The sequence below is a fragment of the Pseudomonas sp. BNK-30 genome, from assembly GCF_047456185.1.
Lineage (GTDB): Bacteria > Pseudomonadota > Gammaproteobacteria > Pseudomonadales > Pseudomonadaceae > Aquipseudomonas > Aquipseudomonas putida_E.
The window spans coordinates 5,234,252-5,246,959 of the sequence record NZ_CP179904.1; the positions used below are offsets into that span (position 1 = coordinate 5,234,252).

The 12,708-nt window shown below is 55.4% G+C and carries 7 protein-coding genes, 3 tRNA genes and 3 rRNA genes; 11 read left to right on the forward strand and 2 right to left on the reverse strand.

What is annotated here, in order from left to right:
* Positions 1-17: 17 nt before the first annotated feature.
* On the forward strand, positions 18-368 hold the full coding sequence (gene erpA, locus ACMGGN_RS24230) for an iron-sulfur cluster insertion protein ErpA (RefSeq protein WP_046787605.1): 351 nt from the start codon (positions 18-20) through the stop codon (positions 366-368).
* Between the two features lie 59 nt (positions 369-427).
* Here erpA and ACMGGN_RS24235 read toward each other — a convergent pair whose 3' ends face one another.
* Both ACMGGN_RS24235 and ACMGGN_RS24240 read right to left on the reverse strand, forming a co-directional pair.
* On the reverse strand, positions 428-1,519 hold the full coding sequence (locus tag ACMGGN_RS24235; RefSeq protein ID WP_115273016.1) for an anhydro-N-acetylmuramic acid kinase: 1,092 nt from the start codon (positions 1,517-1,519) through the stop codon (positions 428-430).
* A gap of 3 nt (positions 1,520-1,522) precedes the next feature.
* Positions 1,523-2,941 (reverse strand): peptidoglycan DD-metalloendopeptidase family protein, encoded by a 1,419-nt coding sequence (locus ACMGGN_RS24240; RefSeq protein ID WP_115273015.1) that lies wholly within the window; start codon positions 2,939-2,941, stop codon positions 1,523-1,525.
* A gap of 217 nt (positions 2,942-3,158) precedes the next feature.
* Here ACMGGN_RS24240 and tyrS point away from each other — a divergent pair, with 217 nt between their 5' ends.
* The 10 genes from tyrS to ACMGGN_RS24290 all read left to right on the forward strand — a co-directional run bounded on the left by tyrS (position 3,159) and on the right by ACMGGN_RS24290 (position 12,650).
* Positions 3,159-4,358: a tyrosine--tRNA ligase gene (tyrS, locus tag ACMGGN_RS24245; protein ID WP_046787598.1), complete on the forward strand. Its 1,200-nt coding sequence runs from the start codon at positions 3,159-3,161 to the stop codon at positions 4,356-4,358.
* 573 nt (positions 4,359-4,931) lie between these two features.
* A 16S ribosomal RNA gene (locus ACMGGN_RS24250) occupies positions 4,932-6,468 on the forward strand.
* A 318-nt stretch (positions 6,469-6,786) separates the two neighbouring features.
* Positions 6,787-9,678: ribosomal RNA gene (locus ACMGGN_RS24255) — 23S ribosomal RNA — on the forward strand.
* A gap of 131 nt (positions 9,679-9,809) precedes the next feature.
* A 5S ribosomal RNA gene (gene rrf, locus ACMGGN_RS24260) occupies positions 9,810-9,925 on the forward strand.
* The 16S, 23S and 5S rRNA genes sit together here, the layout of an rRNA operon.
* Before the next feature lie 154 nt (positions 9,926-10,079).
* Complete coding sequence (gene birA / locus ACMGGN_RS24265; RefSeq protein WP_115273746.1) at positions 10,080-11,039, forward strand: bifunctional biotin--[acetyl-CoA-carboxylase] ligase/biotin operon repressor BirA; 960 nt, start codon at positions 10,080-10,082, stop codon at positions 11,037-11,039.
* Positions 11,029-11,778, forward strand: a complete 750-nt coding sequence (locus ACMGGN_RS24270; protein WP_115273747.1) for a pantothenate kinase — start codon at positions 11,029-11,031, stop codon at positions 11,776-11,778. Before birA ends, ACMGGN_RS24270 begins: the two co-directional genes overlap by 11 nt.
* Before the next feature lie 7 nt (positions 11,779-11,785).
* Positions 11,786-12,211 (forward strand): hypothetical protein, encoded by a 426-nt coding sequence (locus ACMGGN_RS24275; RefSeq protein WP_046788138.1) that lies wholly within the window; start codon positions 11,786-11,788, stop codon positions 12,209-12,211.
* 152 nt (positions 12,212-12,363) lie between these two features.
* Positions 12,364-12,447: transfer RNA gene (locus ACMGGN_RS24280), tRNA-Tyr, on the forward strand.
* Positions 12,448-12,471: 24 nt separating this feature from the next.
* A tRNA-Gly gene (locus tag ACMGGN_RS24285) sits at positions 12,472-12,545 on the forward strand.
* Between the two features lie 29 nt (positions 12,546-12,574).
* Positions 12,575-12,650 (forward strand) — tRNA-Thr (locus tag ACMGGN_RS24290).
* Positions 12,651-12,708 lie beyond the last annotated feature (58 nt).

Below are 12,708 nucleotides of genomic sequence, written 5' to 3' on the forward strand. Positions count from 1 at the left end.
GCGCCGGGAGAATCAACATGAGCGTCGAAACCTTCACCCCCACGGCTTTGGAATTTACTCACGGCGCCGCGCAAAAGGTGAAGACCCTGGTTTGCGAGGAAGGCAATGATCGTCTGAAGCTGAGGGTTTTCGTGACCGGTGGCGGCTGCTCGGGTTTCCAGTACGGCTTCACCTTCGATGAAGATGTGGCCGAAGATGACACCATCGTCGAGCGCGAAGGTGTATCTCTGGTGGTAGATCCTATGAGCTTCCAGTATCTGGCGGGCGCGGAGGTGGATTACCAGGAAGGCCTTGAGGGCTCGCGCTTCGTGATCAAGAACCCGAATGCCGCTACCACTTGTGGCTGCGGCTCTTCCTTCTCGATCTGAAGCCCGGTGGTACAAAAAACGCCGCGCATTTGCGCGGCGTTTTCGTTGCGATCGCAAGGTCAGGCCGGGTAGATCGCGCCGAGAACCCGCAGCCCCTTGGCTGCCGTCACGCTGGGGCGGTTGGCGGCGATGCCTTCCAGGCAGCAGTGGGCCAGCCAGGCAAATGCCATGCCCTCGACCCAGTCGGGGTCTACGCCATATGCCTGGGTGCTGGTGACCCGGGCATCGGGTAGCAGCGCGTCAAGGCGAGCCATCAATGCACCGTTGCGTGCACCGCCGCCACATACAAGCAGCGCTTCTGTGCCTTGCTGTGCATCGCGCAAGGACTCGATGATGCTGCGCGCCGTCAGCTCAAGCAGCGTGGCCTGAACATCTTCGTCACGATAATGCGGCATGCGAGCGAGATGGCCATCCAGCCAAGGCAGGTTGAACACTTCGCGGCCAGTACTCTTAGGGCCGCTGCCGGCGAAGAAAGGGTCGCTCAGCAACGCGTCCAGCAAATCGGTCTGGACCACTCCAGTAGCTGCCCAGGCGCCGTCTGCGTCATAAGCCTGGCCGCGTTTACGCTCGACCCAGGCATCCAGCAATACATTGCCGGGGCCGCAGTCGAAACCGTGGACCGGCTTGTCGTGCTCGATCAGGCTGAGGTTGCTGAAACCGCCTACGTTGAGCACTGCCAGCCGCTGGCCAAGACGGCCGAACAGGGTTTCATGAAACGCGGGCACCAACGGAGCGCCTTGGCCGCCAGCAGCCACATCGCGCCGGCGGAAGTCGGCTACCACTGTGATCCCGGTCAGCTCGGCGAGTAATGCCGGGTTGCCGATCTGCACGGTAAAGCCACGGGCAGGCTCGTGGCGGATGGTCTGGCCATGGCTGCCGATGGCGCGGATGGCGTCAGGCTGCAGCCCCTGTGTTTTCAGTAGCTGCTGTATACCTTCCGCGGCCAGGCTGGCCCAGCGGTTTTCCGCCAACGCTGCACGTGCGATTTCGTCAGGGCCGCTGGCGCACAGGGCTAGCAGTTGCTGACGCAGGTCGGCGGGCATTGGCAGGTAGTGGGTGGCGAGCAGCTTCAGCTGCTCGCCTTGCTCGATCAGTGCAATGTCCAGGCCGTCGAGGCTGGTGCCAGACATTACTCCCAGGTAGAGCGCCATAGCTCAGCGCTTGTTCGCTGCGAGCATGGTGGCCTTTTCCTGATCCATGCGCGCGATCAGTGGCTTGCTCTGCTGCAAGAACCGCTGACGTTCGGCCTTGGCGATCGGATCGGACATCGGTACCTTCTGGCTCAGCGGGTCGACGTGGACGCCATTGACCTGGAACTCATAGTGCAGGTGCGGCCCTGTAGACAGGCCGGTGGTACCGATATAACCGATGATCTGCCCCTGCTTCACACTGCTGCCGGTCTTGATGCCTTTGGCAAAGCCCTGCATGTGCCCGTAGAGAGTTTTGTACCGGTTGCCGTGGGCGATGATCACTGTGTTGCCGTACCCACCGCGACGGCCGGCCAGCTCGATGCGACCGTCACCGGCTGCCTTGATTGGTGTGCCGCGTGGCGCGGCATAGTCGACGCCCTTGTGTGCGCGGATCTTGTTCAGAATCGGGTGCTTGCGGCCAGCGGAAAACCGCGAGCTGATACGGGCAAAGTCCACGGGGGTACGGATGAACGCCTTGCGCAAGCTGTTGCCGTCGGCTGTGTAGTAGCTGGTGTTGCCCTGCTTGTTGGTGTAGCGCACCGCAGTGTAGGTCTTGCCGCGGTTGGTGAAGCGGGCGGACAGGATGTTGCCTGTACCGATCACCTTGCCATCCATGACTTTCTGCTCGTAGACGACGTCGAATTCGTCACCCTGGCGGATGTCCTGAGCGAAATCGATGTCGTAGCCCAGTACTTTGGCCATGTCCATGGTCAGGCTGTGCGACAGGCCGGCACGCTGGGCCGAGGCCGACAACGAACTTTTGATCACGCCGTGGGCGTAGGCAGTACGTACCAACGGCTTGCTGATTTCGCGGTCGAAGCTGTAGCCCTTGGCGGTCTTTGTCAGGCGGATGGTCTCGAGGGTACTGACCTTGCTTTGCAGGCTGGCCAGTTGGCCGTCCTTGTCGAGTTCGAATTGCAGCACCTGGCCATGCTTGAGCTGGCTGAACTGCTTGGCCTGCTTATTGCTGGCCAGCAGGTCGTGCACCGCATTGGCTGGCAGGCCGACTTTTTCGAACAGGGTGGACAGTGTATCGCCACGCGCCACGGTGACTTCGCGATGCCCAGGCTCCTTGGCCTCTGGTTTCTGTTCTAGGGCTGGGAGTTCTTGAGTAGCTTGCTCGGTTTTGGAGTCGGCACCTTCGATTTGTGCGAACGGTGAGCCTTGATCTGCTTCGCTCTGCACCAGTGGCGCGGCACCGGGCTCGCCCTTCAGTTGCTCTGCCGGGCTTTCCAGCTCGAGGCTGAGGGTGGTCTTCTTGGCTTCGACTTCGCTGGACGGAAATACCAGCAGAGCCAGGCTGAGCAGGGCGGCGATGCCGCTGGCGGCCAGCAGATGGCTTTTCGGATAAAGCGGTGGCGCTTTAGGCGTTTCGTCGGTCATAGGTAAGGTGGCTTTTTGAAGAAAAGTGAATATGGAAAAGATGAATGACATGATGAAGATGAAATAACTGTATAAAATATAACCAAATCCAATTTCACGCAAGGGCGCGTAGACGCCGCGAGGCTGCGGTCAGGTCACATCCCGTTGCGAAACTTGTATTTGATGGCCGATCTTGTATGGTTGGCTCCCCTTGAATCTGAGCCTTGCGGGTCTGTCTATGAAGTCGGTTGAAGAGCAGCTGGCGCTTATCAAGCGCGGTGCGGAAGAAGTGTTGGTCGAGTCGGAACTGGTCGAGAAGCTCAAGCGCGGCCAGCCTCTGCGTATCAAAGCAGGTTTCGATCCGACTGCGCCCGACCTGCACTTGGGGCACACCGTGCTGATCAACAAGCTGCGCCAGTTCCAGGAGCTGGGTCATCAGGTCGTCTTCCTGATCGGCGACTTCACTGGAATGATCGGTGATCCGAGTGGCAAAAGCGCGACGCGCCCGCCGTTGACCCGTGAGCAGGTGCTGGATAATGCCGAGACCTACAAGCAGCAGGTGTTCAAGATTCTCGACCCGGCCAAGACCGAGGTCGCGTTCAACTCCACCTGGATGGACAAGCTGACACCGGCGGACTTCATTCGCCTGGCGTCGCAGTACACGGTGGCGCGCATGCTTGAGCGCGACGACTTCGACAAGCGCTATACCACCAATCAGCCGATCGCCATCCATGAGTTCCTTTACCCGCTGGTGCAGGGGTACGACTCGGTAGCCCTCAAGGCTGATGTGGAGCTGGGTGGTACCGACCAGAAGTTCAACTTGCTGATGGGGCGCGAGCTGCAGCGCGCCTACGGCCAGGAAGCGCAGAGCATCGTGACCATGCCGCTGCTCGAAGGGCTGGACGGCGTTAAGAAAATGTCCAAGTCGCTGGGCAACTATGTAGGTATCCAGGAAGCGCCTGGGGTGATGTACAGCAAGCTGGTGTCGATCCCGGACACGCTGATGTGGCGTTACTTCGAATTGCTGAGCTTCCGCTCCATGGAGGAGATCGAGCAGTACCGTGCTGATGTCGCCAATGGTGCGAACCCGCGCGACATCAAGATCAAGCTGGCGGAAGAGCTCGTTGCGCGTTTCCATGGTGAAGAGGCGGCTGCCAACGCCCACCGTGCGGCGGGTAATCGCATGAAAGAGGGAGAGTTGCCGGAAGATCTGCCCGAGATTGAAGTGGCCGCGGCTGAAGACTTGCCGATCGCTGCTGTGCTGAACCGTGCTGGCCTGGTGAAGAACTCGGCGATGGCGCGCGATCTGCTCAATGGTGGTGCGGTCAAGGTTGATGGTGTGGTGGTCGAGCGTGACTTCTTGTTTGCGATTGGCGCCACTCATGTGTGTCAGGCGGGCAAGAAGGCGTTTGCCCGGGTTACGCTCAAGGCGGAGTGAGTGTCTGGTGGCGTAGCTATATATAGAAGCGGGGAGGCCGACAGGCCTCCCCGCTTTGTTTTAGGCGATATCAAAGTTTATTGAAATTAAGCCTTGACGGGGGTTCTAATCCCCTTATAATGCGCCCCACTTCCAGCGTAGTCGGAACGAGAAACTCCTTGAAATTCAAAGAGTTGCTTAATCCAGGTAGTACTGGTGGTGCTTCGATCGCCTGATCGATAGCGGTTGAAATGGTGGTTGACAGCGCTTCTAAACGCTGTATGATTCGCCTCCCGCTACGAGAGATCGCAGCGAGCCAAGTGTTTGAAGTTGAACGAGTTTCTCGCAAAAAACTTCAAAATAAACGCTTGACAGGCTCTGAGGAAAGCGTAGAATGCGCGCCTCGGTTGAGACGAAAAGCTCTTAACCAAACGCTCTTTAACAAATCGAATCAAGCAATTCGTGTGGGTGCTTGTGAGTACGGACTGATAGTCAGAAAGATTATCAGCATCACAAGTGACCATGCGAGAAATCACATAGTCATTTGAGATTGCTGAGCCAAGTTTAGGGTTTCTTAAAAACCCAAGCAGTATTGAACTGAAGAGTTTGATCATGGCTCAGATTGAACGCTGGCGGCAGGCCTAACACATGCAAGTCGAGCGGATGACGGGAGCTTGCTCCTTGATTTAGCGGCGGACGGGTGAGTAATGCCTAGGAATCTGCCTGGTAGTGGGGGACAACGTTTCGAAAGGAACGCTAATACCGCATACGTCCTACGGGAGAAAGCAGGGGACCTTCGGGCCTTGCGCTATCAGATGAGCCTAGGTCGGATTAGCTAGTTGGTGGGGTAATGGCTCACCAAGGCGACGATCCGTAACTGGTCTGAGAGGATGATCAGTCACACTGGAACTGAGACACGGTCCAGACTCCTACGGGAGGCAGCAGTGGGGAATATTGGACAATGGGCGAAAGCCTGATCCAGCCATGCCGCGTGTGTGAAGAAGGTCTTCGGATTGTAAAGCACTTTAAGTTGGGAGGAAGGGCATTAACCTAATACGTTAGTGTTTTGACGTTACCGACAGAATAAGCACCGGCTAACTCTGTGCCAGCAGCCGCGGTAATACAGAGGGTGCAAGCGTTAATCGGAATTACTGGGCGTAAAGCGCGCGTAGGTGGTTTGTTAAGTTGGATGTGAAAGCCCCGGGCTCAACCTGGGAACTGCATCCAAAACTGGCAAGCTAGAGTACGGTAGAGGGTGGTGGAATTTCCTGTGTAGCGGTGAAATGCGTAGATATAGGAAGGAACACCAGTGGCGAAGGCGACCACCTGGACTGATACTGACACTGAGGTGCGAAAGCGTGGGGAGCAAACAGGATTAGATACCCTGGTAGTCCACGCCGTAAACGATGTCAACTAGCCGTTGGAATCCTTGAGATTTTAGTGGCGCAGCTAACGCATTAAGTTGACCGCCTGGGGAGTACGGCCGCAAGGTTAAAACTCAAATGAATTGACGGGGGCCCGCACAAGCGGTGGAGCATGTGGTTTAATTCGAAGCAACGCGAAGAACCTTACCAGGCCTTGACATGCAGAGAACTTTCCAGAGATGGATTGGTGCCTTCGGGAACTCTGACACAGGTGCTGCATGGCTGTCGTCAGCTCGTGTCGTGAGATGTTGGGTTAAGTCCCGTAACGAGCGCAACCCTTGTCCTTAGTTACCAGCACGTTATGGTGGGCACTCTAAGGAGACTGCCGGTGACAAACCGGAGGAAGGTGGGGATGACGTCAAGTCATCATGGCCCTTACGGCCTGGGCTACACACGTGCTACAATGGTCGGTACAGAGGGTTGCCAAGCCGCGAGGTGGAGCTAATCTCACAAAACCGATCGTAGTCCGGATCGCAGTCTGCAACTCGACTGCGTGAAGTCGGAATCGCTAGTAATCGCGAATCAGAATGTCGCGGTGAATACGTTCCCGGGCCTTGTACACACCGCCCGTCACACCATGGGAGTGGGTTGCACCAGAAGTAGCTAGTCTAACCTTCGGGAGGACGGTTACCACGGTGTGATTCATGACTGGGGTGAAGTCGTAACAAGGTAGCCGTAGGGGAACCTGCGGCTGGATCACCTCCTTAATCGACGACATCAGCCTGCTGATGAGCTCCCACACGAATTGCTTGATTCTTTGTAAAAGGCGATCAGGACCTAAATATAGGTCCAGCGCTGTTCCTGATCAGAACTCAGAAATGAACATTTGGCTTGAATGTTGATTTCTGACTTTTGTCAGATCGTTCTTTAAAAATTCGGATATGTGATAGAAATAGACTGAACACCAGTTTCACTGCTGGTGGATCAGGCTAAGGTAAAATTTGTGAGTTCTGCTCGAAAGAGCAACATGCGAATTTTCGGCGAATGTCGTCTTCACAGTATAACCAGATTGCTTGGGGTTATATGGTCAAGTGAAGAAGCGCATACGGTGGATGCCTTGGCAGTCAGAGGCGATGAAAGACGTGGTAGCCTGCGATAAGCTTTGGGGAGTCGGCAAACAGACTGTGATCCAGAGATCTCTGAATGGGGGAACCCACTCAGCATAAGCTGAGTATCTTGTACTGAATACATAGGTGCAAGAGGCGAACCAGGGGAACTGAAACATCTAAGTACCCTGAGGAAAAGAAATCAACCGAGATTCCCTTAGTAGTGGCGAGCGAACGGGGACCAGCCCTTAAGTTGGTTTGAGATTAGTGGAACGCTCTGGAAAGTGCGGCCATAGTGGGTGATAGCCCCGTACACGAAAATCTCTTATCAATGAAATCGAGTAGGACGGAGCACGAGAAACTTTGTCTGAACATGGGGGGACCATCCTCCAAGGCTAAATACTACTGACTGACCGATAGTGAACCAGTACCGTGAGGGAAAGGCGAAAAGAACCCCGGAGAGGGGAGTGAAATAGATCCTGAAACCGTATGCGTACAAGCAGTGGGAGCCTACTTTGTTAGGTGACTGCGTACCTTTTGTATAATGGGTCAGCGACTTATATTCAGTGGCGAGCTTAACCGAATAGGGGAGGCGTAGCGAAAGCGAGTCTTAATAGGGCGTTTAGTCGCTGGGTATAGACCCGAAACCGGGCGATCTATCCATGGGCAGGTTGAAGGTTAGGTAACACTGACTGGAGGACCGAACCGACTACCGTTGAAAAGTTAGCGGATGACCTGTGGATCGGAGTGAAAGGCTAATCAAGCTCGGAGATAGCTGGTTCTCCTCGAAAGCTATTTAGGTAGCGCCTCATGTATCACTGTAGGGGGTAGAGCACTGTTTCGGCTAGGGGGTCATCCCGACTTACCAAACCGATGCAAACTCCGAATACCTACAAGTGCCGAGCATGGGAGACACACGGCGGGTGCTAACGTCCGTCGTGAAAAGGGAAACAACCCAGACCGTCAGCTAAGGTCCCAAAGTCATGGTTAAGTGGGAAACGATGTGGGAAGGCTTAGACAGCTAGGAGGTTGGCTTAGAAGCAGCCACCCTTTAAAGAAAGCGTAATAGCTCACTAGTCGAGTCGGCCTGCGCGGAAGATGTAACGGGGCTCAAACCATGCACCGAAGCTACGGGTATCACCTTTGGTGATGCGGTAGAGGAGCGTTCTGTAAGCCTGTGAAGGTGAGTTGAGAAGCTTGCTGGAGGTATCAGAAGTGCGAATGCTGACATGAGTAACGACAATGCGAGTGAAAAACTCGCACGCCGAAAGACCAAGGTTTCCTGCGCAACGTTAATCGACGCAGGGTTAGTCGGTCCCTAAGGCGAGGCTGAAAAGCGTAGTCGATGGAAAACAGGTTAATATTCCTGTACTTCCAGTTATTGCGATGGAGGGACGGAGAAGGCTAGGCCAGCTTGGCGTTGGTTGTCCAAGTTTAAGGTGGTAGGCTGAGATCTTAGGCAAATCCGGGATCTCAAAGCCGAGAGCTGATGACGAGTTGCCTTTAGGCGACGAAGTGGTTGATGCCATGCTTCCAAGAAAAGCTCCTAAGCTTCAGATAACTGGGAACCGTACCCCAAACCGACACAGGTGGTTAGGTAGAGAATACCAAGGCGCTTGAGAGAACTCGGGTGAAGGAACTAGGCAAAATGGCACCGTAACTTCGGGAGAAGGTGCGCCGGTGAGGGTGAAGGACTTGCTCCGTAAGCTCATGCCGGTCGAAGATACCAGGCCGCTGCGACTGTTTATTAAAAACACAGCACTCTGCAAACACGAAAGTGGACGTATAGGGTGTGACGCCTGCCCGGTGCCGGAAGGTTAATTGATGGGGTTAGCGCAAGCGAAGCTCTTGATCGAAGCCCCGGTAAACGGCGGCCGTAACTATAACGGTCCTAAGGTAGCGAAATTCCTTGTCGGGTAAGTTCCGACCTGCACGAATGGCGTAACGATGGCGGCGCTGTCTCCACCCGAGACTCAGTGAAATTGAAATCGCTGTGAAGATGCAGTGTATCCGCGGCTAGACGGAAAGACCCCGTGAACCTTTACTATAGCTTTGCACTGGACTTTGAATTTGCTTGTGTAGGATAGGTGGGAGGCTTTGAAGTGGGGACGCCAGTTCTCATGGAGCCATCCTTGAAATACCACCCTGGCAACTTTGAGGTTCTAACTCAGGTCCGTTATCCGGATCGAGGACAGTGTATGGTGGGTAGTTTGACTGGGGCGGTCTCCTCCCAAAGAGTAACGGAGGAGTACGAAGGTGCGCTCAGACCGGTCGGAAATCGGTCGTAGAGTATAAAGGCAAAAGCGCGCTTGACTGCGAGACAAACACGTCGAGCAGGTACGAAAGTAGGTCTTAGTGATCCGGTGGTTCTGTATGGAAGGGCCATCGCTCAACGGATAAAAGGTACTCCGGGGATAACAGGCTGATACCGCCCAAGAGTTCATATCGACGGCGGTGTTTGGCACCTCGATGTCGGCTCATCACATCCTGGGGCTGAAGCCGGTCCCAAGGGTATGGCTGTTCGCCATTTAAAGTGGTACGCGAGCTGGGTTTAGAACGTCGTGAGACAGTTCGGTCCCTATCTGCCGTGGACGTTTGAGATTTGAGAGGGGCTGCTCCTAGTACGAGAGGACCGGAGTGGACGAACCTCTGGTGTTCCGGTTGTCACGCCAGTGGCATTGCCGGGTAGCTATGTTCGGAAGAGATAACCGCTGAAAGCATCTAAGCGGGAAACTTGCCTCAAGATGAGATCTCACTGGGATCTTGAATCCCCTAAAGGGCCGTCGAAGACTACGACGTTGATAGGTTGGGTGTGTAAGCGCTGTGAGGCGTTGAGCTAACCAATACTAATTGCCCGTGAGGCTTGACCATATAACACCCAAGCAATTTGCTGCTGCAGATTGTGGTGGTGAAGACGAAAGAACCGAAAGTTCGTAACATCACAAATATCGCATATCCGAATTCGCTGGGCTGTCCATCTGGACATTCTGGCTACAGAATTTCTTGACGACCATAGAGCATTGGAACCACCTGATCCCATCCCGAACTCAGTAGTGAAACGATGCATCGCCGATGGTAGTGTGGGGTTTCCCCATGTGAGAGTAGGTCATCGTCAAGATTCATTTCGCAAAACCCCTATCTGCGCAAGCAGGTAGGGGTTTTGTCTTTTCTGGCTTTATACACGGGATTTGGCTCGTTTCGGGCGGCCCTTTTCCTATGCAAGCCCACTACCCATAGCTATCATGCCAGCCTTATTCCAAGTCGAGACTGGCATGCTGAAGTTGTTGAATCTCCTCAAGGATGGCCGGTTCCATTCCGGAGAAGCCTTGGGGGCAGCCCTCGGGGTGAGCCGCAGCGCCGTTTGGAAGCAGCTGCAGCATCTGGAGAGTGAGCTGAATCTCACCATTCACAAGGTTCGTGGGCGTGGCTATCAGCTAGCGGCGCCCTTGGCCTTGCTCGAAGCAAAGGCAATTGCCGAATTTGCTGGTGGTGAGCAATGGCCAATGTTCATCCACGAAACCATCGGCTCGACTAACGCTGAAGGGTTGCGGCTCGTGGGGGAGGGGCTGGCAGCTCCCTTTCTGGTGCTTGCCGAGCGACAGAGCGCTGGGCGTGGCCGTCGCGGTCGTCAGTGGGTAAGTCCTTTCGCGGAAAACCTTTACTACAGCCTGGTGTTACGTGTCGAAGGCGGCATGCGACAGCTCGAAGGGCTGAGTCTGGTGGTCGGCTTGGCGGTAATGCGCACCTTGGAAGGCTTCGGTGTTAAGGAAGTTGGGCTCAAGTGGCCTAATGATGTTCTTGTGCGTGGGCAGAAAATCGCCGGCATCCTGCTTGAGTTGGTCGGTGATCCGGCGGACGTCTGTCACGTTGTTCTTGGCATTGGCGTCAATGTGAACATGCAGGTAAACGTCCAGGTCGATCAGCAGTGGACATCCATACGGCGTGAGGTTGGCTCTCCCATCGATCGTAATCGCCTGGTGGCAATGCTCAGCCAGCAACTGCAGCACGAGCTGGCGCGTCACCGACGTTATGGTTTTGCCGCTTTTCAGGAGGAATGGGAGCAAGCACATCTATGGCAGGGGCGTAACGTATCGCTTGTTGCCGGCAGTACCCAGATCGATGGAGTAGTGCTTGGAGTGGATGGGCAGGGTGGCTTGCGCCTGGAGATCGATGGCGTGGAGAAGAGCTTCAGTGGTGGTGAGCTCAGTTTGAGGTTGCGTGATGATTCTTGAGCTCGATTGCGGTAACAGCTTCATCAAATGGCGAGTCATTCATGCTGTCGACGCTACTATCGTGGGTGGCGGCATTGTGGATTCGGATCAGGCGCTTGTGGCCGAGGTCGGTACTTTGGCTTCGCTGCGTTTGTCGGGTTGTCGTATCGTCAGTGTGCGCAGCGAGGAAGAAACGGCAGCGCTCTGTACGCTGATCGCTCAGGCGTTTTCTGTGTTGCCGCGTGTCGCGGAACCGGCTCGTGAGATGGCCGGGGTGCGCAATGGATATGAAGATTTCCAGCGCCTGGGCATGGATCGCTGGCTCGCGGCGTTGGGCGCTTTCCACTTGGCCAAGGGTGCGTGCTTGGTGATCGACCTGGGTACAGCTGCCAAGGCCGACTTCATTGGCGCTGATGGCGAGCATCTTGGGGGGTACATCTGCCCAGGTATGCCACTGATGCGCAGCCAGTTGCGCACGCACACTCGACGCATCCGCTACGACGACGCATCTGCGGAGCGTGCCTTGACCAGCCTTGCTCCTGGGCGCTCGACCGTCGAGGCGGTCGAGCGTGGCTGCGTGTTGATGCTGCAGGGCTTTGCTCGTACGCAGCTGGAGCAAGCACGCTCGCTGTGGGGGGAGGACTTTACTGTATTCCTCACTGGGGGGGATGCACCATTGGTGCGTGAAGCAGTACCGCAGGCGCGCGTGGTTCCCGACTTGGTATTCGTTGGCTTGGCAATGGCCTGCCCTTTGAGCTGAGGTGTTTATGCGTTGGTTGTTTCTGCTATTGCTGGTGCTCAACGTCTTCTATTACGTCTGGCACCAACAGGAAGCCCCGCTAAAAGCCAAGGATGTCGCCCCGCTCTCGTTGTACAAAGGCAATCAGCAGGAGATTCGTCTCTTGCGTGAAACGGGTGTGGCCACGCCGCCCCGTCGCCGCGACGAATGTCTGGTGGTGGGCGGCCTGGCAGGGCGAGATCAAATCGATGCCCTGCGCCAGCGCTTGTTGAGCTTGGATATCAGTGCATTGCCGGTATCTGGGCAGCTGCCCGGCGCTGATGGCCTCTGGCTCAAGATTTCCCCGGAAAGCGAGCGTTTGCTGGATCAAACGGTCCTCGCCACTCTTTCCAACGATTTCAAAGACTTAAAACATAAAATTATTTTCTGCCAGGGTATTGCAACTGGCGAATAGCTTGATAGAATGGCGCCCGCTTCACAGGGAACACCACTGAGGTGGTAGAGCTGGAGGCAGTGTCAAAGTTGCTAAGCTTCAGATTTGATTGAAAAAATTTGAAAATAAGCTTGACACTAGGGCGGCAGACAAATAGAATGCCGGCCACATCTGGAGGGATTCCCGAGCGGTCAAAGGGGACGGACTGTAAATCCGTTGCGAGAGCTTCGAAGGTTCGAATCCTTCTCCCTCCACCAGTTTTAGCGAGAGCCGCAAGCTCCGCGGGTATAGTTTAGTGGTAGAACCTCAGCCTTCCAAGCTGATGATGCGGGTTCGATTCCCGCTACCCGCTCCAAGTTTGCCGGATTTTGCACAATGTGTTTCGCTCTTGTAGCTCAGTTGGTAGAGCACACCCTTGGTAAGGGTGAGGTCAGCGGTTCAAGTCCGCTCAAGAGCTCCATATAAACAAGGCAGATATGAAAATATCTGCCTTTGTTTTATCAGCGTAAGACTATTTC

Bases quoted from the DNA above. Each gene is read 5' to 3' on its own strand.
- ACMGGN_RS24275 (WP_046788138.1), top strand. From the start codon at position 11,786: ATGCGTTGGTTGTTTCTGCTATTGCTGGTGCTCAACGTCTTCTATTAC.
- erpA (WP_046787605.1), top strand. From the start codon at position 18: ATGAGCGTCGAAACCTTCACCCCCACGGCTTTGGAATTTACTCACGGC.
- birA (WP_115273746.1), top strand. From the start codon at position 10,080: ATGCTGAAGTTGTTGAATCTCCTCAAGGATGGCCGGTTCCATTCCGGA.
- ACMGGN_RS24240 (WP_115273015.1), bottom strand. From the start codon at position 2,941: ATGACCGACGAAACGCCTAAAGCGCCACCGCTTTATCCGAAAAGCCAT.
- tyrS (WP_046787598.1), top strand. From the start codon at position 3,159: ATGAAGTCGGTTGAAGAGCAGCTGGCGCTTATCAAGCGCGGTGCGGAA.
- ACMGGN_RS24270 (WP_115273747.1), top strand. From the start codon at position 11,029: ATGATTCTTGAGCTCGATTGCGGTAACAGCTTCATCAAATGGCGAGTC.
- ACMGGN_RS24235 (WP_115273016.1), bottom strand. From the start codon at position 1,519: ATGGCGCTCTACCTGGGAGTAATGTCTGGCACCAGCCTCGACGGCCTG.